Here is a 20,801-nt window from a genome sequence, read left to right on the forward strand (position 1 = left end):
GCGCGGGTGCGCCCCCGAAACGAACTCACCGGGCTCCGGCGCACCCCCCGGGTGAACTCGGGGCGACCCACGGGGCAGACGGGCATGGACACGGTCTGACCTGCTCGGGTGCGCAGGGCGACGCTCACAGGACGTTCCTCGTCCGGAAAGATCCACGTTGACGCGGCCACGTCCAGCACGGCGACAACACGGGTATGGGTGTTGTCATCGTGACCGAATCCTTTCCCCCGATGTGAACGGCGTGGCCCACTGCGCGCTCCAGACCTCCCGGCACCTCGTGGATCGCAGCCACTCTCCGCTCGTCGTCGCACCGGCCACCGCGGCCGGTGCCGGGCCCGGGGCCGATGCCCTGGCGCCATGTCCCGTCGTCCGTGTCCCCTCCCTCCCGCTCCCGGGTTACCCCCAGGGACCGGTGCACCCCGGTGAGCGGGGCCACCGGCAACTGGCCCTGCGTTTCCATGCCCCGCTGGCGGAGCGCGGCCTCGCGACGGGGACCGCGCCCTCGCCCGAGCCCGGGTTCCCCGCGCCCACCAAGTCGGTGAGCCTGTGGTGGCTCGCCACCGCCGGTACCGGCTGGGTGGCCCGGCGATGCACCGACCTGCTGCCGCAGCTCCTGACCCTCGCGGCCGACGAACTGCGGCACCGCGCGCGCGGGACGAGCGCCCGGCTCGATCTACGGGCCTAGGCGGCGGTGTCCGCGGCGCTCGCCGGGCTGTCGGTGACGGAGCGACAGCCGGAGGCCGCCTAGAAGATCATCCGCGGCGTACGGCCACGAAGCGCACCGGCGTGCCCGGTACCGCCTGGGCGGCGGCCGGGAGGTCGGCCGAGCGGACGACCGCGATCACCGGGTAGCCCCCGGTGGTCGGGTGGTCGGCGAGGAAGACCACCGGCCGGCCGTCGGGCGGGACCTGGACGGCGCCCAGCACCATGCCCTCACTGGGGAGTTCGCCGGACCGGGCCCGTTCAAGGGCGGGCCCCTCCGTGCGCAGCCCGATGCGGTTGCTGGCGGACGACACCCGGTAGACGCGGGAGGTGAAGGTCCGCACGGCCTCCGCTGTGAACCAGTCGTCGCGCGGGCCGGGCGTCACCCGCAGGACGAGTGCGGCCGGGGGTGCCGGCTGCGGGGCGACGTCCACGCGCGCGTGGAGCACTTCGGGACTCCCCAGGGGCAGCACCGCGCCGTCCGTGAGCGGCGGCGGGCCGAGACCCGACAGGAGGTCAGTGGAACGGCTGCCGAGCACCGGCTCCACTGCCACGCCGCCGGAGACGGCCACATAACTGCGTACCCCGGAGACGGCTGCTCCCACGTCCAGGAGCGCACCCGCAGGCACGGGCACCGGCGCTCCCCAGGCAACCGGGCGCCCGTCCACGGTCATCCGGCAGGGCGCGCCCGTCACCGCCACGGTGATCGTCGAACGGGGCCGCAGCGCACAGCCGTTGAGCGTGGTCTCCAGGACGGCCGCCTCGGGGCGGTTGCCGACCAGCCGGTTGGCGAGGGCGGCCGCAGGGCCGTCCAGCGCACCGGAGCGGGGGACGCCGAGGTGGGCGTGCCCGGGGCGGCCCCGGTCCTGGACGGTGGTGAGCGCTCCGGCGCGTACGACGGAGAGCGCGCGGTCCGTCATGCCGACCCCACCGATCCAGCCGGTCCCACGGGGACGAAGCGCACGCGCGTGCCCGGCGACAGCAGGGCGGCCGGCACGCGCGCGTGGTCCCACAGCACGGCGTCGGTGGTGCCGATCAGCTGCCAGCCGCCGGGCGACGAGCGCGGGTACACGCCCGTGTACGGGCCCGCCAGTCCCACCGAGCCCGCCGGGACCGCCGTACGCGGAGTGGCCCGGCGCGGGACGTCGTAGCGTGCCGGCAGGCCGGCGAGGTAGCCGAAGCCGGGGGCGAACCCGCAGAAGGCGACGCGGAACTCGGTGCTCGCGTGAATGCGGGCCACCTCCGCCGTGCAGACGCCCCACAGGGCGGCGACATCGGCCAGGTCGGGGCCGTCGTAACGCACGGGGAGCTCGACCACGTCACGCGCGCGTGGAGGCGTGGGCGCGATCTCGGTGGCGGTCAGCTCGGACGCCAGGCGGGCCGGGTCGGCGAGGCCGTCGAGGAGGACCGTGCGGGCCGCGGGGACGATCTCGCGGACCGACAGCGAGCCCTCCGCACGGCGGCGCAGCAACTCCGCGTGCAGGGCCTGGGCCTCGTCGCCCGAGGCCACCTCGACGAGCAGGGCGCCGTCACCGACGGGCAGCACCCTCATGCGAAGGCCTCCACCCGGACGCCCGACGTCTCCAGCCGCTCCCGGACCCGGCGCGCCAGGTCCACCGCGCCGGGAGTGTCCCCGTGCAGGCACAGGGAACGCGCGCGTACCTCGATGAGCGCCCCGGAGTGCGAGGTGACCGTGCCGAGACGCGCGAGGTCCACCGAGCGTTCCACGACGGCCTCCGGATCGCTGAGCAGGGCGCCGTCCCGGCCGCGCGGGACGAGCGTGCCCTCCTCGGTGTACGCGCGGTCCGCGAACGCCTCCGTGACGGCCGGCAGACCCGCCTTCGCGGCCAGTTCCAGCAGCCGCGAACCGGGCAGCCCAAGGACGGGCAGCGCGGCGTCCGCGAGGAGCACGCCCTCGACGACCGCGCCTGCCTGCTCCTCGTCGTGCACGACGCGGTTGTAGAGCGCGCCGTGCGGCTTGACGTACGACACGCGCGAGCCCGCCGCGCGCGCGAACACCTCCAGGGCGCCGATCTGGTAGGCCACTTCGGCCGCCAGTTCGGCGGGCGGCACGTCCATCGCGCGCCGCCCGAACCCCGCCAGGTCCCGGTAGGAGACCTGGGCGCCGATCCGTACGCCGCGCGCGGCCGCCAGCTCGCACACCCGCCGCATGGTGGCCGCGTCCCCCGCGTGGAAGCCGCAGGCCACGTTGGCGCTCGTGACGACGGTCAGGAGCTGTTCGTCGTCGGTCAGCCGCCAGCGGCCGAAGCCCTCGCCGAGGTCGGCGTTCAGATCGATGGAGGTCATGGATCCTTCGCTACTCCTTCTCAGGCCACGCGGTACTGCTCGTCGCGGGCGTCGGTGAGGAACATCTGCCCCGGTGCGTGGGTGATGGCGAACGGCGGGCGTGAGGCCATCACCGCGGCCTGCGGGGTCACACCGCAGGCCCAGAACACCGGGATGTCGTCCGGTTCGGCGTCCACCGGTTCGCCGAAGTCGGGGCTCTGCAGGTCGTCGATGCCCAGCACCGACGGGTCGCCGCAGTGTACGGGGCTGCCGTGCACCGCCGGGAGCAGACTGCTCTCCCGGATGGCGGCCGGCAGATGCTCCGGCGGCACCGGGCGCATGGACACCACCAGCGGGCCGTGCAGCCGGCCCGCCGGACGGCACTCGCGGCCGGTCACGTACATCGGCACGTTGCGGCCCTGCTCGACGTGGCGGATCGGGACGCCCGCCTCGGACAGCGCCCACTCGAAGGTGAAGCTGCAGCCGATCAGGAACGACACCAGGTCGCCGCGCCAGTGCGCGCGCACGTCCGTCGGCTCCTCCACCAACTCCCCGTCCCGCCACACCCGGTAGCGCGGCAGATCGGTGCGCAGGTCGGCGCCGTCCGCGAGGACGGTGGACCAGGAGCCGGCGTCCGTGACGTCGAGCACCGGACAGGGCTTGGGGTTGCGCTGGCAGAACAGCAGCATGTCGTACGCCCAGTCGGCGGGCACCGAGATCAGGTTGACCTGGGTGTGGCCCGCCGCGACCCCGGCGGTGGGGCCCGCGAGCCCGGCGCGGATGCGGATCCGGGCGTCCTTCGGGCTCCACGCGTGCGCGTGCTCGTCGACGAGGGTGAGGGGCCGGTCGTCGGTCATGGTCAGGGGGCCGTGTTCCGTGCGGTTCACGCGAGTTCCTTTCCGCGGGTCTCCGGCAGCCCGAGCAGCGCCAGGGCGGCAAGGGCGTAGCCGATCGCGCCGAAGACCAGCGCGCCGCCCACACCCCAGCTGTCGGCCAGGAAGCCGACCGTGGTCGGGAAGACGGCGCCCACCGCTCGACCGGTGTTGTACGTGAAGCCCTGCCCTGTGCCGCGCACCGCCGTCGGGTACAGCTCGCTCAGGAACGACCCGAAGCCGCTGAAGATCGCCGACATGCAGAACCCGAGCGGGAAACCGAGCACCAGGAGCAGGGTGTTGGAACCGCTCGGGATGTTGGCGTACGCCAGGATGCACACGGCCGACAGCAGCGCGAAGAGCCAGATGTTGCGCCGGCGGCCCAGCCGGTCGGTGAGGTAGCCGCCGGTGAGATAGCCGAGGAACGCCCCGGAGATCAGGAACGTCAGGTAGCCGCCGGTGCCGACGACGGAGAGGCCGCGCTCGCTCTTCAGGTACGTCGGCACCCAGGTGGCGAGGGTGTAGTAGCCGCCCTGGACGCCGGTGGAGAGCAGGACGGCGAAGAAGGTGGTGCGCAGCAGGCCGGGCTTGAAGATCGCCGTGAACGAGGCCTTCTCGGTCCTCTGCTCCCGCACGGCGATCGCCTCCGGCGAGTCCTGCACCTTGCGACGCATCCAGATGACCAGGAGTGCGGGCAGCGCGCCGGTCCAGAACATGATCCGCCAGGCCATGTCGTCGCCGACGAACGAGAAGACCAGCGTGTACATGATCGCGGCGAGCGCCCAGCCGACCGCCCAGGAACTCTGGATCGCGCCGAGGGTACGGCCCCGGTGCTTGGCGCTCGCGTACTCGGCGACCAGGATCGCGCCGACCGCCCACTCGCCGCCGAAGCCAAGGCCCTGGAGGGCGCGGAATACCAGCAGCGTCTCGTAGTTGGGCGCGAAACCGCAGGCGACCGTGAAGACCGCGTAGGTGATCACCGTGATCATCAGCGCCTTGACGCGGCCGACCCGGTCGGCCATGACGCCCGCCAGGGCGCCGCCGATCGCGGAGACCACGAGGGTGACGGTGGTGAACAGGCCGGTCTGGCCGCTGTCCAGGCCGAAGTACGCGGCCAGCGCGACCATGCTCAGCGGCAGCGTGAAGTAGTCGTAGGAGTCCAGGGCATAGCCGCCGAACGCGCCCGCGAAGGCGCGGCGGCCGCGCGGTCCGAGAGCCCGCAGCCAGCCCAACGCCCCGTCGTCGGCGGGGCGTTGGGCTGTCGCGGGCTGTGCGTCGGTGGTCAGGGCCTGCGGTGGAGGGGTCGTGCTCATGGGCACCTCGCAGAGGGAGGACGGAGGGTGCGTGAGGGACTGAGCCGTGCCGTGCGGAGCCGTGCTGCGCCGTCGGGGAGCGACGCTGTTCGTAGCAACGTAGAGGATCGTTGAACGATCCTTCAATACCCGTGTTGTTTCGTTCTTGTATCTGCGATTGAATTCCGGGCATGGCAGAGCAGCTGGCGGGACTGGCCGACGACCGCGCCCTCCTGGGCCGCACCAGCACGGCCGAACGGGTTTCGGACATCCTCAGGAGCCGTATCGCCGAGGGGTTCTTCCCGCCCGGGACCCGGCTGTCGGAGGACAGCATCGGCGGCGCGCTCGGCGTCTCCCGCAACACGCTGCGCGAGGCGTTCCGGCTGCTCACGCACGAACGGCTGCTCGTCCACGAGTTGAACCGAGGCGTCTTCGTCCGGGTCCTGACCGTCGAGGACGTCGAGGACATCTACCGCACCCGCGGCCTCGTCGAGTGCGCCGTCGTACGGGGTCTCGGTGAGCCGCCGTACGCTCTGGACGGCCTTGCCGAGGCCGTGGCGGAAGGGCAGCGGGCGGCGCGCGAAGGTGACTGGAAAGTGCTGGGCACGGCCAATATCCACTTCCACCGGGAACTGGTCGCGCTCGCCGGGAGCGACCGCACGAACGAGCTGATGCGCAGCGTCTTCGCCGAACTGCGCCTCGCCTTTCACGTGGTGGACGACCCGCGCCGGCTGCACGAGCCGTACCTCGCGCGCAACCAGCAGATCCTGCAGGCGCTGCAGGCGGGGGACAGGGGCGAGGCCGAGAAACTGCTCGCCGTGTACCTCGGCGACTCGCTGGAGCGAGTGGTCGAGGTGTACCGCCGGCGGGTGGGCGAGGAGGGGGCTTTCTAGGGCGAGGGGCTGTATCGACATGCGGCCCTTCCCCCACTCTCGGCTTCGCTCGAGCGGGGGACCCCCATCGTGGGCGCGACAAGCCCCCACCGACCCGCACCCGGGGAACAACCGGTGGGCGCCCGGCCGACCGCCGGAGGCGATCCGGTAGGCGCCCGGCCGACCGCCGGAGGCGATCCGCGTCGTTTGGGTCGTTGTCAGACCGAGGACCTAGTCTGTGCACCGTGACTTCGCCTGCATCGACGGACAGTGTTCCGCCCCAGCTCAGCGCGGGGCCGCGCCCCGCGCCGGGCCCGGCCGCCGACGAGGGACTGGCGCGGCGGCTGCGCGCGCTCGCCTGCACCGCGCCGCTGCACGACCTCGACGCCCGCAAGGCCAACCTCGCGGGCGAGTACTCGGTCTACGGCATGGCGGAGGTGGCCCTCGCGGCCATCGACCTGGTCACCCTGAACATGGACTTCGACACCGGCGCCGACCACGACCAGATAGTCGCCCGGCTCATCCCGCGCATCGCCGCCCAGGCCCCGCGGCGGCCCGTCGCCGAGCACGAGCGGGTGGCCCGCTGGGTCCTGGAGAACCTGATCAACGTCGGCAGCGTGGACCGCGGCTTCCGGGCCGTATACGGCACGTTCGCGCCGGACGGCACGTATGTGCGCCGTGACTACGACTTCAAGCTGATCGAGGAGGTCCCCGGCCCCGGCGGCTCGGTCTATCTCCGTACGACGGACGAGGCGGTCAACGTCCTCGTCGGCGCCCTCGACACCGATGTCACCAGCGCGCAGATCGCCGCCGAGGTCAAGCTGGAGGTGCTGATCAGCCGGGGCCGCCTCGCCGACGCCCAACTGGCTGCCGAGCAGGCCCGGTACCGCACGGTCCAGTACTCGGAGACGCTGCGCAGGGCGCTGGACGCGACCCGGCGCAACGTCCGGGCGGTGGACTGGCTCAACACCGTCCCCGACATGATCGCCGAGGCCCTCGACCACGTCGCCGACCGGTACCGCCACGAGAACGCGATCCTCACCAACATCCGCAAGGCGCGCGACGAGTCCGAGGACCCGGAGCAGAAGCGGCGTGCCGCCGAGCTGGTGGACATCGTGAAGGACTGCATCCGGCGGCACACCCAGTTGCAGTCCCGGCTGCTGGAGGCCGGACCGCTGTTCCGTGCCGAGCAGGACCGGCAGGCCTTCGCCACGCCCATGACGACCTCGGGGACGGACCTGTACGGGCATCTGCTCGCACCGGTCCTGCCGATGCCCCTGGAGCAGGCGGTCCGGGTCACCGACGCGTTCTTCGCGCACGGGACGGGATTGCGTACGCCGGTGTCGGTGCGGGTGGGCGACCTCGTCGACATACTGCTGACGCCGCCCATGGAGCGGGAGCATCTGGGCGCGGAGATGCCGGAGCCGGATCTCATCGCAACGCCGGACGACAGTCGGTTCAGTGAGGAGCAGTTGGCTGCGGCCATGGAGCTGCTGGATCTGCCGGCGGATGCGCCGCGGCGGCTGTCGGGGTTGCTTGCGGAGGCTCGGCGTCAGGATGCCGATCTGCCTTATCTGGTTGCGTTGTTGGCGGTGCATGCGGCCAGTCCACCGGTTGGTACGGCTTATCGGCAGGGCGAGGAGAAGTTGTTGTTCGCCGTGGACGACGGGGCGGAGTTGGACGATCCCGAGTTCGGCGGGGCCGATCTGATAGTGGGGACGGCTTTGTTGGACACGGTGGGGATGGCAGCCGGCAGGACGGAGGCTGCGTGATGTTGTCTTTCGGCTGCGGGCCGTCTGTGACTGGTCGCGCCCACGATGGGGGTCCCCCCTCGAGCGAAGCCGTGAGTGGGGGAGGAGCCGCACATGTCACAACCCCGCACCCCTAGGTGGGTAATCCGCCCCTCTGTTGTCAAGTCCAGGGAGTTGCAGTCGTGACTGAGCACGTCGAGTGGAGTGAGCCGGAGGCCGGTGCGCCGCCGGTGACCGCCGCCGTCACGCCCGCCGACGCCGCCGACGCGGCGCGGCTCGTCGCCTTCGGGTTGCAGCCCAAGTTGCAGCCCGCGCGTGACCAGGAGTACACGGAACTGCTCCGGCGCTACCGCGAGGATCCGCCCTTCGCGCGGCTCGCCGACGCCGTGGCGGCCGGTCTCGGACTGGTCGTGCTGGAGGTGTCCCCGCGCGCTGGGATGGCCGTGACCGCCGCGGAGGACTCGGTGTTCGCGGTGCGGATGGGCGACTACGCGCGCCGGACGTCCGCCGACGGCGGGGACCGGTTCCTGCACGGGCTGGCGCATCTCGCCGTCGCCGCCATGGCTTTCCCGAGGCCGGAGGACCTCGCCGACGACGGGTACATCGGGCGCGTCTCGGTCAACGGCGTCGACGCGTTCGTACGGCAGGCCTGCCGGCGGCTGGAGGAACGTGCCGAGGAGCAGGGCGAGAACACCGACCCGGCCACGGACGCGCCGGGTCTGGAGGCCGCCTGGCGGATCTGGGTCAGACGCAGTGCGACCGGTGCCACCAAGGACGCGCGCCGGCTCGCCGGTTCGACGACCGGCATCGTCGGCAAGGCCGTCGCCTTCCTCACCGACTCCGGGTTCCTGCAGCGGACCGGGGACGACAACGGCGGTACGTACCGGACCACGGCCCGCTACCAGCTCCAGGTGCGGGACATGGCGGGCAGCGCCGCGATGGCGGAGCTGCTGGAGCTGGGCGTCGTTCCCGTCACCGACGGGACGCCGACCCTGCTGCCCGCCGACGACACCGACGACCTGGAACTGGTGGCCGACGCCGGGCTGCCGTTCCACGCCCCGGCTCAGTCCTGAAACAGTCCTGAACACCCTCACCTGCCGAAGACTTACGAGAGTCCGCCATGTACGAGCTGTCCCGGGTCCGCCTCTATTCCATCGGGCCCGCCGGTGCGCGCTATGCCGACACCGTGCTTGACCTGCGCGGTGTGGGCGAGCCCGTGCCCGACCCCGCGCCCGCCCAGGCGGAGTTCTTCGAGGAGGAGCCCGTCGGCCCGCCGCGCCGGCCCGCCCCCGCCGGTGTGCTCTTCCTGGAGAACGGCGGCGGCAAGTCCGTCCTGCTCAAGCTGATCTTCTCCGTGATGCTGCCGGGCCACCGCAACACCCTCGGTGGCGCGAGCTCCGGCGTGCTGCGCAAGTTCCTGCTCGCGGACGACTGCGGGCACGTGGCGCTGGAGTGGCAGCACGTGCTGACCGGCGAGTGCGTCGTGGTCGGCAAGGTCAGTGAGTGGCGAGGGCGTCAGGTCTCCAACGACCCGCGGAAGTTCGCCGAGGCCTGGTACTCCTTCCGGCCCGGGCCCGGTCTGAGTCTGGACAACCTGCCCGTCGCCGAGTCCACCGCCGTCCGGTCGTCCGTCGAGGGCCAGTCGGGCGCGCAGGGCCGTCGGCGCACGATGAAGGGCTTCCGGGACGCCCTCACCGAGGCGGGCAAGGCGTACCCGCATCTGGAGGTGCACTGGGAGGAGATCCACGACCGGTGGATCGAGCACCTCGGCGACCTCGGCCTCGACCCCGAACTCTTCCGCTACCAGCGGGAGATGAACGCCGACGAGGGCGAGGCCGCCGGCCTCTTCGCGGTCAAGAAGGACTCCGACTTCACCGACCTGCTGCTGCGCGCGGTGACCGACACCCGCGACACCGACGGCCTCGCCGACCTGGTCAGCGGCTTCGGCAACAAGCTCGGGCGGCGCGCCGAGCTGATCGCCGAACGGGAATTCACTGCCGGGTCGGTCGACCTGCTCGGCCGGATCGTCGAGGCCGCCGAGGCCCGCTCTCGCGCGCGCGAGATCCACACCGGGGCCGAGCGTCGTACGAGGACCCTGGCGCGGCGGCTGTCCGCGCGCGGCGCCCAGGAACGCGTACGAGCCGGCGACCTCGCCCAGCGGGTCACCGCCGCCGCGTACGCCGTGACGCACTCCGAGGCGGCCCGGGAGCGCAGCGCGCTGATCGCCGCCGAACTCGCCTACCGGCACGCCTCGTTGGCGCTCGCCGCCGCCGAGAAGTCGGCCGCCGCGCAGAAGCGCGAGCTCGCCGACGCGCGCACCCTGCACTCCGCCTGGCAGGCCGCCGAGGCGGTGCTGCGCCACCGCGCCGCCGCCGACCGGGTCACGCGCGTGGCCGCCGCGATCCAGGAGGCAGAGAGGGACGCGGCGCCCGCGCTGGCCGCCCGGGCCAGGGCCGCCGTCGATGTCGTACGGGCCCTGCACGCGGCCGCGGAGGGCGCCGAAAGCCTCGCCAACGAGGAGGAGGAACGCTCGGCTGCCCTCCAGGGGGTCAGCGACTCGGCGTACCGGGACTCCACCTCCGCCGCCACCGAGGCACAGCGCGCCCGCAGCGAGGCCGGGCATCTGCGGCAGCGGCTGACCGAGGTCGAGCAGGAAACCGCCGAGGCGGTGCGCGCGGGCTGGCTCGACGACAGCACGCCCGACGCCGACCCCGCGCGCGCGGCCCTCGCCGCCAGCGACGCCGAGAAGGCCGCGGTCGCCGCCTGGGACACCGCACGGGAGGCATCGCACCGGGCCACCGAGCACGCGCGTGAAGCCGCCGCGGCCGAGTCCCGCGCGGAGCTGACAGCGGCGCGGGCGGAGGACGCGGCCGCGGCCGCCGAACGCTCCTACGAGGCCGAGCGCCGCCTCGCCGAGGCCCTGGCCGCCGAAGAGCGGCTGGCCGAACTGCTGAGCCTGACCGGCGGTGACGCGCGCTCCTCCGTGGTCCCGCAGCCCCGGCAGGACATGGACGACGACAACCACGGGGCTCTCACTCCCGAGGACCTCGACCGCTTCGCCGACGAGCTGCGCGAACTGCTCGACGACGCCGTCTCCTCCGCAGAGCGGCAGCTCTTCGAGCTGCGTACGGCCGCCGCCGACGACTCCCGCATCCTCGGCGCGCTCGGTGACGGCGGACTGCTCCCGCCCGGCCCGGACGTGCTGGCGACCGTCGAGTACCTCGGGGAGCACGGCATCCCCGCGCTGCCCGGCTGGCGCTACCTCGCACAGGCCGTCGACCCGGCCGACCACGCGCGCGTGCTGGCCGCGCGGCCGGAACTGGTCGACGGCGTGATCATCACCGACCCCGCCACCCACGCGCGTGCCCGCGAGGCACTGAGCGAGGCCGCGCTGCTGCCGCGGTCCGCCGTGGCCGTCGGTACGGCGGCCGCCCTGCTCGCGCCGACGCCGGCGCCCGACTCCGAGAACGGTGACGTCTTCCTCGTACCGCCGAACCCGGCCATGCACGACGAGCACGCCGCCGACGAGGAGCGGCAGGCGCTGCGTGCGCGGGCCACCGAGCGGGACGAGGAGATCCGGGCGCTCGCGGCGCGGCTGGGCAAGGACCGGGAGCTGGCGGCGCGGCTCGCCTCCTGGCGCACCGGCTGCCCGGCCGGGCGGCTCGTCGAGCTGGCCCAGGCCGCCCGGGAGACGCGGGAGTTCGCCGAGGAGTCCGAGGACGAACTCGCCGAGGCGCGGACCGTGCGGGCCGAGGCCGACGAAGCCGCCGCCGAGGCCGCGCAGGTCCGGGACGAGCGGCAGGAGGCGGCCCAGAAGGCCCGCCGTGCCGCCGACGCCCTCGCCGGGCTCGCCTTCCGGCTGCGGGAGCGGGCCGGCTGGCAGGTCAAGCTGCGCGAACTCGCCGACGAGGCCACCGAGTCGGAGGCCCGCGCCCAGTCCTGCCTGGAACGGGCCCGGGCCGCCGACGAGGACCGGCGTGCCGCCCAGCGTGCCGCAGATGACGCCCGCCGCACCGCCCGTGCGTTGCGCGCCGAGCGCTCCGAGATCGCGGGCGCCCCCGATGACGTACCGGAGAGCGACGCTGCGGATCCGACGGCCTCCCTGCCCGCCTTCCGTGAGGCCTATCGGGCCGCCTCCCAGCTGTACGAGAAGGTCGGCGTCGGCGCCGATCTGCGGGCCGAGCAGGCGCGGGCGGAGAGCGACGAGAGTGCCGCGCGGGCTGATCTGGACCGGCTGAGCAACAAGGTCCGCACGCGCGCGCAGCAGCTGCTCCAGTCGCCCGACGGCTCCGACGGCCCGTCCCGGCAGGCCGCCGTCGCCCGGGCCGAGGAGCTGGTGCAGCTCCTGGAGGCCCGGATGTCCCACGCGAGCGAGCAGCTCGGGCGCCTGCGTGGCGAGGCCGAGCGGCACGCGCCCGAGGACGGCGAGGCGCACACCGACCTGCCCGAGGAGCAGCAGCCGCGCGACGCCGAGCACGCACAGGCACTGCTGCGCACGGCCACAGCCGAACTCGCCTCGCGGACCGAGGCGTTGAGCCGGGCCCAGGAGGCGCACGCCGAACTCCTCGCAGCCCACCGCGCCGCCGAGGACGCGGCCGGCGGGTTCGACGAGATCGCGGCGATGCTGCGGGATCTGCTGCGGGAGCACACCTCGGAGGACGAGCAGGAGGAGACCGAGCCGTATCCCGGCAGCCCGGAGGAGGCCCGGCAGTCCGCCGCCGAGGCCCGACGGTCCCTGCGCGGCTGCGCCGCCGACCTGTCGGCCGCCGAGGCCGCCGTGCGCGAGGCGAGCGACATCCTCGTCCGGCACGCCAACTCCACGCGCTACGAGCAGGTCCGCACCCCCGCCCGGCAGCAGATCCGCGAGCTGCCCGCCTCCGCGCTGCCCGAGCACGCCCAGAAGTGGGCCGACGCCTTCGCACCCCGACTCCGCGTCCTCACCGACGAGTTGGAGCAGTTGGAGCGGAACCGGGACTCGATCGTGGACCGGCTGAGAGGGCTCGTGGAGTCGGCGCTCGCCACCCTGCGGTCCGCCCAGCGGCTGTCCCGGCTGCCCGAAGGGCTCGGCGAGTGGTCCGGGCAGGAGTTCCTGCGCATTCGCTTCGAGGAGCCCGACCAGGCCACTCTTACCGAGCGGCTCGGCGAGGTCGTCGACGAGGCGACCCGGGCCGCCGTCAAGAAGAACTCCGACCTGCGGCGCGACGGCATGTCCCTGCTGCTGCGCGGGGTCGGCGCGGCGCTCCAGCCCAAGGGCGTCGCCGTCGAGATCCTCAAGCCGGACGCCGTACTGCGCGCCGAGCGCGTGCCCGTCGGGCAGATGGGCGACGTGTTCTCCGGTGGCCAGCTGCTGACCGCCGCCATCGCCCTGTACTGCACGATGGCCGCGCTTCGGTCCAACGACCGGGGGCGCGACAAGCAACGGCACGCCGGCACGCTGTTCCTGGACAACCCGATCGGACGCGCCAACGCCACCTACCTGCTGGAGCTCCAGCGGGCCGTGTCGGACGCGCTGGGCGTCCAGCTCCTCTACACCACCGGCCTGTTCGACACGACCGCGCTCGCCGAGTTCCCGCTGGTCATCCGGCTGCGCAACGACGCCGACCTCAGGGCGGGCCTGAAGTACATCAGCGTGGAGGAGCACCTCCGGCCGGGGCTGCCGCAGCAGGCCCCGGCCGGAGACGGTGAAGCGGTGCACAGTGAGATCACGGCGACACGGATGTTCAAGCGCCCAGCGCCGCAAGGGGCATGACAACCATCAGATGACCAACGGCATCAGGTGATCACGCGCATCAGGTGATCATGGTCGGCACCGTCCACCGACTGGACGGGGCTGGCCGTTCCTCTGCCGTTCTCCGGGTTCGCGGCCTTCTCCTCAGCTGCGTTCGGGCTGCTTCTGCGTGCGGGTCATGGCTCAACTCTCACTGCCGGTGGACCCGGTTCGGGCCGCATCTGCGGGAAACCCTTGACGCGGCGGTCGTCCGGCCCGGATTCTGTTGCGCATAGCGCTCGCTCATGCGCCATGTGACACATCATGTTACCGAAGCGTCCGGCACTCGGAAGGGGGCCGAGCAGTACGGATCAGCGCGGACCGGTTCGAACCGACGAAGGTTCGACGAAGGTTCGGCAAAGGTCCGGCGCCGAGTGAACTCCTCGCTCGAGCAGAACTCCTTGCTTCCGCACTCCCTGCTGTCGGACCAACGACGGTCCGCACTCCCTGATCAACCTGGACCACACAGGTCCGGACCGAGCGTCCCGGACCGAGAGGGGGGCCCGTGATTCCCGTCTGCCGCTTCGAAAACCTCCCCGAGGGCGAGTCCGTCCGCGTCGAGACGACGCCACCCATCGCCGTGTTCCGTACCGAGGACGGCGAGCTGTACGCCATCGACGACACCTGCACCCACCAGGACGCCTCCCTCTCCGAGGGCTGGCTGGAGGGCTGTCTGGTCGAATGCCCGCTGCACGCGGCTTCATTCGATCTCCGCACCGGACAACCGACCTGCCTCCCGGCCCGGCGGCCCGTCCGCACCCACCGCGTCAGCGTTGACGACGGCGTGATCCATGTCCATGTCGCCGCGGAGGAGGGCAGTGCCGCATGAGGACCGTGACTGTCGTCGGCGCCTCCCTCTCCGGCCTGTACGCGGCCCGGGAACTGCGCTCCCAGGGCTTCGACGGACGCTTGGTGATCGTCGGCGACGAACCACACCGCCCGTACGACCGGCCTCCCCTCTCCAAGGACTTCCTCACCGGCCGCGCGAGCGAGGAACACCTCGCCCTCACGGACGACGAGGAGACCACCGGACTCGACGCCGAGTGGCTGCTCGGCAAACGCGCCCGCGGCCTCGACGCCCGCGGCCGGACCGTGCTGCTCGACGACGGCCGTACGGTGTCCACCGATGGCGTCGTCATCGCCACCGGCGCCTCGGCCCGCCGTCTGCCGGGCTCCCGACTCACCGGGGTCCACACCCTGCGTACCCTCGACGACGCCCACGCCCTGCGCGACGAACTCGCCGGCGGTCCGCGTCAGGTCGTCGTCATCGGCGGTGGCTTCATCGGTGCCGAGACCGCGTCCTCCTGCGCCGGCCTCGGCCACACCGTCACCGTCGTCGAGGCCGCCGCTCTCCCGCTCGTGCCCCAACTCGGCCCCGAGATGGCCGCCGTGTGCGCCGCACTGCACCGGCGGGGCGGGGCGGACCTGGTCACGGGCACCGGAGTGGCTGCACTGCGCGGCACGGTCGCCGTCACCGGCGTCGAACTCTTCGACGGCCGTGTCCTGCCCGCCGACACGGTGATCGTCGGCATCGGCGCCACCCCCAACACCGCCTGGCTGGCGGGCTCGACGCTCGCCCTGCACGACGGTGTGCTGTGCGACGACGGCTGCGTGACGGCCCTGCCGCAGGTGGTCGCCGTCGGCGACGTCGCCCGCGTGGGCGGCACCCGCGCCGAACACTGGACGTCCGCGACGGAGCAACCCCGGGTCGCCGTGGCCAACCTGCTCGCCGGGCGCACGCTGGAGACCGCGGGCTCACTGCCGTACTTCTGGTCGGACCAGTACGGCGCCCGCATCCAGTTCGCCGGCCGTCGGCGGGACGGGGACACTGTCCGCATCGCCGAGGGTGAACTCACCGACGGTGCACCGGCCGAAGGCGGCTTCCTCGCCCTGTACGAGCGGGACGGCCGTACGAACGCGGTGCTCTCCGTGGACCGGCCGCGCCCCTTCATGCGGGCGCGACGCGAACTCGTACGCGGAGGAAGCAGGCCGCAGCCGGCCGCGCTGTGAACGCCACCGGCCCGGAGGCCGCCGGTCTGGAAGCCGTCGGCCCGGACGCCACCAGCCTGGAAGCCGTGAGTCGTTCGCCGGACCGGCCCGATCGGGTCTTCAGGAGTGCGACAGCTGCCCCGCGCCACCCTGCCGACGTATCCGCTCCTGGGTCCGCTCGGCGGCCCGTGCCTGACGTCGTGCCCTGCGCCGCTCGCGCCGCAGGGCACGCGCGGAGCTGCTGGGCGTGGAGACCACGCCGTAGCGCTGGATCCACACCTGGCGGGTCACCCAGACGTCGAGGGCGCCCCAGGTGGCCACCACTGTGCCGGCGACGCTGCTGAGCACCATGGGGAACGCCAGCCAGGACCCGGCCATGGTGCACAGGAAGGCCACCATCGCCTGGATCAACGTCACGGCGATGATCAGCACCGCTCGCACCGCCGACGTCCGCACCGGATCGGGCAACCGGCGCCGCCGCGCAGGTTCCTCGACCCACAACCGCCGGTATTCGGGCGGCTCCTGAGCCACACCGCGCTCCATGCGCTCAACGGGGTCCGCCGCGCTCCTGTACGCCGCCGTCCGGCCCTCGCCCGTCGGAATGTCGTGATCAGGCGCCTCGGGTTGCCGCTGCGCCGTCGAATGCGCCACCCCGCCGTCAGGCAGCGCCTCTTGTCGCTCCGCCGTGCCCATCACCGTGTCACTCCCCACCGCCAGCAGTCCGCTCGACCCGTGTCCGAAGACCCGGCTCCCCAGTGGCTGCCCGGCTTGCGCTGATTTACGCCGCCCGGGTGCGGGTTGCGGCTCCTGTGGCCGATTCCGCCCCCAACTCCCATGAAGAACGACGAACGAATCCCCTCCAAGATTCCCAACGAACGCAAAATTCCGGCCAACTGGGCGCGCGGGTCGATCACGTCCCCAGCAAGGGCCACCGAGGAAAGACAGGAGGTGATCTCCTCCTATGAGCGGACAACTCCCCATGTCTCGCCCTCGGCGCGGAAGTTCAGCTTCCGGACGCGTCTTCGAGTTGCGTGTGCGTCAGTAGTAGGCTCGCGCCGTTTGTTGACGCACATCTGTACCCCTGCCGGTGGGGGTCGAGCTGGGGGAGGCCATGCGCTTTCGCGGGAAATCGATCCGCCGGAAGATCGTGGCGCTGCTCCTCGTGCCGCTGGTGTCCCTGATCGCGATCTGGGGCTTCGCCACGGTACTCACGGGCCGGGAAGTCGCCCAGCTCTTCCAGGTGTCGTCCGTCGTCGAGAAGATCGGCTACCCCACCGAGGACACCGTCCGGGTCCTCCAGCAGGAACGCCGGCAGACCCTCGTCTACCTCGCCGACCCCCGGGCCTCCGACGCGCTGTCCGCGCTGCGCAGCACGCGCAGCGCCACCGACGACGCCATCGTCAAGATCCGTCAGAACGCCAAGGATCCCGACGTCCGCGACGCGCTGGACGCCGACGACGACGAACACCTCACCACCATCCTGGACGCGTTGGACGGCATCGACTCCCTGCGTCGCAGCGTCGAGGAGGGCACGGTCAGCCGGACCCAGGCCCTCGACCTCTACAACCGCCTCGTCGACCCCTGCTACGCCCTGCTGGCCTCCGTCGACGGGGTCGACAGCGTGGAGCTGGACAAGCAGGCCCACGTCCTGGTGAACATCACCCGCGCCCGCGAACTGCTCTCCCGCGAGGACGCCCTGCTGGGCTCAGCGCTGGTGGTCGGAAAACTCTCCCGAGAGGAGATCCGCGACGTCTCCGACCTCGCCGCCCAGCGCACCCTGATGTACGACATCAGCCTGCCGGTGCTGCCCGCGGCGGAGCGCGAACGCTATGAACGCTTCTGGAAGAACGCCACCACCGCCCCGCTGAGGTCGGCGGAACAGGCCGTCATCTCCTCCGACCCCGGCCCGCCCCCCGGTGCGGTGACCGCCAAGAGCTGGGACGCCGCCGCGGGGAGCGCCCTCGACGAGCTCGCCACGCTCAACGACCAGGCCGGCGACCGCTATCAGGACCGCGTGCGCCCGGATGCCATCAGCGTCATCGTGAAGGCCGCCGTCGCCGGTCTCCTGGGCCTGGCCGCCCTGTTCTTCTCGCTCGTCCTGTCCGTGCGCGTCGGCCGCGGCCTCATCCGTGACCTGCGGCAACTGCGCCTGGAGGCCCACGAGGCGTCCGGTGTTCGGCTGCCCAGCGTGATGCGCCGCCTCTCCGTGGGTGAGCAGATCGACGTGGAGACCGAGGTCCCGCGCCTGGAGTACGACAAGAATGAGATCGGCGAGGTCGGCCAGGCCCTCAACACCCTGCAACGCGCCGCCGTCGAGGCCGCCGTCAAGCAGGCCGAACTCCGGGCCGGCGTCTCCGAGGTCTTCGTGAACCTCGCCCGCCGCAGCCAGGTCCTCCTGCACAAGCAGCTCACCCTGCTCGACGCCATGGAGCGGCGGACCGAGGACACCGACGAACTCGCCGACCTCTTCCGCCTCGACCACCTGACCACCCGTATGCGCCGACATGCCGAGGGCCTGGTGATCCTCTCCGGCGCCGCCCCCTCCCGGCAGTGGCGTAAGCCCGTCCAACTCATGGACGTCGTACGCGCCGCCGTCGCCGAGGTCGAGGACTACGAGCGCATCGAGGTCCGCCGGCTGCCCCGGGTCGCCGTCACCGGCCCGGCCGTCGCGGACCTCACGCACCTCGTCGCCGAACTCCTCGAGAACGCCACGGTGTTCTCCCCGCCCCACACCGCCGTCCAGGTCCTCGGCGAGCGCGTCGCCAACGGCTTCACCCTGGAGATCCACGACCGCGGCCTCGGCATGGCCGCCGACGCGCTCCTGGACGCCAACCTCCGGCTCGCCGAGACACCGGAGTTCGAGCTGTCCGACACCGACCGGCTGGGCCTGTTCGTGGTCAGCCGGCTCGCCCAGCGGCAGCACGTCCGGGTCTCCCTCCAGCCGTCCCCCTACGGCGGCACCACGGCCGTCGTCTTCATCCCCGACACCCTGCTGACGGACGACGTCCCGGACACCAACGGCATCGGCTTCCGCCTCGACCGGCCACGGCCCTCCAAGGAGGCCGAGCTGGAGGAGGCCCGTCGTGCCCCGCTCTCCCAGGCGCCGGGGCAGCTGCCGGGCCTGCCGGCCGCCCTCCTGGACGGCCCGGTCGAACTGGAGGCCCCGGTCGACCTGGACGCCCTCAATGACTTCCCGGGCGCCCTGGACGAGGACGACAGCGAACGCGGCGGACTGTTCCGCCCGCGCCGCTCCCTCGCGCCTACGCACGACGAGACGGCCCCCCGGCACGGCGAGCAGCAGCACCAGGCCCGCGGGCCTGGCGGCGCGGACCAGGCCGACGACGACCTCGACGCCCCGGTCCCGCTGCCCAGCCGCCGGGCCCCCAAGCTGGTCAGCTCCCACGGACGCCCGGTCACCGAGCAGCGAGGACGGCGCGAGGAGGCGGACGAGGAGCCCCCGACGGGCCCGAGCCGGTCGCGCCCCCAGCCTGCCGCACCACTGGGACCGGCCCCGCTGCCCACCCGCCGCCGCGGCGCGAACCCACTGCGCCGCGGCACCTACCTGGCCGACCGCCTCGACGACCAGCGCACCGAGTCCCCGGCCGCCTCGGACCGCGAACCCGGCGAACCCCGCCCCGGGGCCGCGACCGGCGCGGGGCGCGAACTCGACGGACAGTGCGCCGACTCCCCGACGGCTGGCAGGCCCGAGGCCCCCATGCTCCCCAGGCGCACCCGGCGTACCGAGATCACGCCGAGCGGGCCGACCGTGCCCGTCGGGCGCCCCGGCACCGCGACGCAGGCAACCGACTCCGGCTCCGGCACGGCTCCGCTGCCCCGCCGCGTACGCCAGGCCAGCCTGGCCCCGCAGCTGAAGCAGAGCCCCGGGCGGCGCACCGACGACACGGCGGAGCCGGTCGAGCGGGACGCCGACGAGGTACGCAGCCGTATGGCCTCGCTCCAGCGTGGCTGGCAGCGCGGCCGCGAGGAGAACGCCGAGGGCGACGACGCCCACAGCGGCACAGCACCACAAGGAACGAAGGGGGACGGTCGATGACCGCACCGAAGGCGACCGACCACACCGCTGGCAACAGGAACGGCGAGCTCAACTGGCTCCTCGACGACCTGGTGGAGCGTGTCGCGAGCATCCGCAAGGCCCTTGTGCTCTCCGGCGACGGCCTGCCCACGGGTGTGTCCGGAGACCTGACCCGCGAGGACAGCGAGCACCTGGCCGCCGTCGCCTCCGGATTCCACAGCCTCGCCAAGGGCGTGGGCCGCCACTTCGAGGCGGGCAACGTCCGCCAGACGGTCGTCGAGCTCGACGACGCCTTCCTGTTCGTCACTGCCGCCGGCGACGGCAGCTGCCTGGCCGTCCTCTCGGACGCGGATTCGGACGTGGGCCTGGTGGCGTATGAGATGACTCTCCTGGTGAAGCGGGTCGGTGTGCATCTGGGTGCCGCTCCGCGCACCGATCTGCCTCAGGGCGGGTAGTGGAATGACATGAGCACAGACGGTCAGGGAAGAAGTCACTGGTTCGACGACGAGGCCGGACCGGTCGTCCGTCCGTACGCCATGACGCGCGGCCGCACCAGCAGTACGGGACAGCACCGCCTCGACCTCATCGCGGTGGTCGTCACGGAGCCTCAGGCGGACGACCCGGAAGGCGACCACACGCTGTCCCCGGAACACGTGGACATCGTCGACCTGTGCCGTGACACCCCGCAGTCGGTGGCCGAGCTCGCCGCCGAACTCAACCTGCCCATCGGCGTGGTCCGCGTGCTCGTGGGCGACCTCGTGGCCGGGGAGTTCGTCCACGTCAACCGGCCTGTGCCCCCTGCCGAACTGCCGGACGAGAGCATTCTGCGGGACGTGATCGACGGCCTCAGGGCGCTGTGATCGACCGTGGCGGATGCGGGACTCGACTTGTGCCCATTCCAGTCGATCCACCCCGGGCGCACGGTCTCGCGGAACAGCGGCAGGGCCGGTTCCGGCAGGCCCGGCCCCGGCGTGCCCGGCAGCCCGGCCGGGCTCACTCGGCACCGTCCCCAGCAGGCGGGCGGCGGCGCGCAGGACCGCTACGGCGCCCCGGTCGCGTTCGGCGACCCGTTCGGCGCGCATCGCGTCATGTGAACAGCGTGAACAGTAAAGCCCGCGAGCTGAGGGCAAGACCGATCGATCCCTGAGGCGCTCCGCAGCCGGGTGCGCACCGGGCACTGCAACAGCCCTCCCGATAGGATCTGATCCATCGTCGACGACCATCTGCGGCAGGTCCG

General features: G+C 72.7%; 16 protein-coding genes and 2 pseudogenes. 12 read left to right on the plus strand and 6 right to left on the minus strand.

Translation table 11 applies throughout. The features are described from left to right. Positions 1 to 194: 194 nt before the first annotated feature. Both ACFYO2_RS22880 and ACFYO2_RS22885 read left to right on the plus strand, forming a co-directional pair. Positions 195 to 406: pseudogene (locus ACFYO2_RS22880) on the plus strand (glycosyltransferase family 1 protein); the annotation flags it as partial. Positions 407 to 412: 6 nt separating this feature from the next. After that, positions 413 to 748, plus strand: a pseudogene (locus ACFYO2_RS22885) (SGNH/GDSL hydrolase family protein); the annotation flags it as partial. Positions 749 to 752: 4 nt separating this feature from the next. Here the strand turns inward: ACFYO2_RS22885 and ACFYO2_RS22890 are convergent. Genes ACFYO2_RS22890 through ACFYO2_RS22910 form a run of 5 tightly spaced genes read right to left on the minus strand, consistent with a single transcriptional unit; the run spans position 753 to position 5,173 of the window. Then, complete coding sequence (locus ACFYO2_RS22890) at positions 753 to 1,622, minus strand: biotin-dependent carboxyltransferase family protein (protein WP_388351924.1); 870 nt, start codon at positions 1,620 to 1,622, stop codon at positions 753 to 755. Beyond that, positions 1,619 to 2,254 carry a 5-oxoprolinase subunit PxpB gene (gene pxpB / locus ACFYO2_RS22895; protein WP_388351926.1) on the minus strand — a complete coding sequence of 212 codons (636 nt, stop codon included), beginning with the start codon at positions 2,252 to 2,254 and terminating at the stop codon, positions 1,619 to 1,621. Before pxpB ends, ACFYO2_RS22890 begins: the two co-directional genes overlap by 4 nt. Then, positions 2,251 to 3,009, minus strand: a complete 759-nt coding sequence (locus ACFYO2_RS22900; protein WP_388351928.1) for a LamB/YcsF family protein — start codon at positions 3,007 to 3,009, stop codon at positions 2,251 to 2,253. The genes pxpB and ACFYO2_RS22900 overlap by 4 nt, the downstream gene beginning before the upstream one ends. 20 nt (positions 3,010 to 3,029) lie before the next feature. Beyond that, entirely contained in the window at positions 3,030 to 3,845 is an 816-nt protein-coding gene (locus ACFYO2_RS22905) for a putative hydro-lyase (RefSeq protein WP_388352024.1), read from the minus strand. A 26-nt stretch (positions 3,846 to 3,871) separates the two neighbouring features. Continuing rightward, entirely contained in the window at positions 3,872 to 5,173 is a 1,302-nt protein-coding gene (locus ACFYO2_RS22910; RefSeq protein WP_388351931.1) for an MFS transporter, read from the minus strand. Positions 5,174 to 5,343: 170 nt separating this feature from the next. On the opposite strand from ACFYO2_RS22910, the gene ACFYO2_RS22915 reads away from it, so the two are divergent. The 6 genes from ACFYO2_RS22915 to ACFYO2_RS22940 all read left to right on the plus strand — a co-directional run bounded on the left by ACFYO2_RS22915 (position 5,344) and on the right by ACFYO2_RS22940 (position 15,552). Continuing rightward, positions 5,344 to 6,045, plus strand: a complete 702-nt coding sequence (locus tag ACFYO2_RS22915; RefSeq protein ID WP_388351933.1) for a GntR family transcriptional regulator — start codon at positions 5,344 to 5,346, stop codon at positions 6,043 to 6,045. 224 nt (positions 6,046 to 6,269) lie between these two features. Beyond that, complete coding sequence (locus ACFYO2_RS22920) at positions 6,270 to 7,796, plus strand: hypothetical protein (RefSeq protein WP_388351936.1); 1,527 nt, start codon at positions 6,270 to 6,272, stop codon at positions 7,794 to 7,796. Positions 7,797 to 7,957: 161 nt separating this feature from the next. Next, entirely contained in the window at positions 7,958 to 8,848 is an 891-nt protein-coding gene (locus tag ACFYO2_RS22925; protein WP_388351939.1) for a hypothetical protein, read from the plus strand. A 47-nt stretch (positions 8,849 to 8,895) separates the two neighbouring features. Next, positions 8,896 to 13,524 carry a hypothetical protein gene (locus ACFYO2_RS22930; RefSeq protein WP_388351942.1) on the plus strand — a complete coding sequence of 1,543 codons (4,629 nt, stop codon included), beginning with the start codon at positions 8,896 to 8,898 and terminating at the stop codon, positions 13,522 to 13,524. Between the two features lie 523 nt (positions 13,525 to 14,047). Then, a complete protein-coding gene (locus tag ACFYO2_RS22935) occupies positions 14,048 to 14,371 on the plus strand; it encodes a bifunctional 3-phenylpropionate/cinnamic acid dioxygenase ferredoxin subunit (RefSeq protein WP_388351944.1) in 324 nt (107 codons plus the stop codon). Continuing rightward, entirely contained in the window at positions 14,368 to 15,552 is a 1,185-nt protein-coding gene (locus tag ACFYO2_RS22940) for an NAD(P)/FAD-dependent oxidoreductase (protein ID WP_388351947.1), read from the plus strand. Before ACFYO2_RS22935 ends, ACFYO2_RS22940 begins: the two co-directional genes overlap by 4 nt. Positions 15,553 to 15,651: 99 nt before the next feature. On the opposite strand, the gene ACFYO2_RS22945 is transcribed toward ACFYO2_RS22940, so the two are convergent. Continuing rightward, positions 15,652 to 16,224, minus strand: coding sequence for a hypothetical protein (locus ACFYO2_RS22945; RefSeq protein WP_388351949.1), 573 nt, complete (start codon positions 16,222 to 16,224; stop codon positions 15,652 to 15,654). Positions 16,225 to 16,642: 418 nt separating this feature from the next. Here ACFYO2_RS22945 and ACFYO2_RS22950 point away from each other — a divergent pair, with 418 nt between their 5' ends. The 4 genes from ACFYO2_RS22950 to ACFYO2_RS22965 are packed head-to-tail and all read left to right on the plus strand — an operon-like array spanning position 16,643 to position 20,658. After that, complete coding sequence (locus tag ACFYO2_RS22950; RefSeq protein WP_388351951.1) at positions 16,643 to 19,585, plus strand: nitrate- and nitrite sensing domain-containing protein; 2,943 nt, start codon at positions 16,643 to 16,645, stop codon at positions 19,583 to 19,585. Further along, the gene (locus ACFYO2_RS22955; protein WP_388351954.1) at positions 19,582 to 20,019 is read left to right on the plus strand and encodes a roadblock/LC7 domain-containing protein; all 438 of its coding nucleotides are present in this window, start codon (positions 19,582 to 19,584) and stop codon (positions 20,017 to 20,019) included. Before ACFYO2_RS22950 ends, ACFYO2_RS22955 begins: the two co-directional genes overlap by 4 nt. Positions 20,020 to 20,028: 9 nt before the next feature. Continuing rightward, entirely contained in the window at positions 20,029 to 20,424 is a 396-nt protein-coding gene (locus tag ACFYO2_RS22960; protein ID WP_388351957.1) for a DUF742 domain-containing protein, read from the plus strand. A gap of 27 nt (positions 20,425 to 20,451) precedes the next feature. Continuing rightward, complete coding sequence (locus tag ACFYO2_RS22965) at positions 20,452 to 20,658, plus strand: hypothetical protein (RefSeq protein ID WP_388351959.1); 207 nt, start codon at positions 20,452 to 20,454, stop codon at positions 20,656 to 20,658. Positions 20,659 to 20,801: the final 143 nt, after the last annotated feature.

Origin of the sequence: Streptomyces sp. NPDC006602, from assembly GCF_042870385.1 — a bacterium.
Taxonomy (GTDB): Bacteria; Actinomycetota; Actinomycetes; order Streptomycetales; family Streptomycetaceae; genus Streptomyces.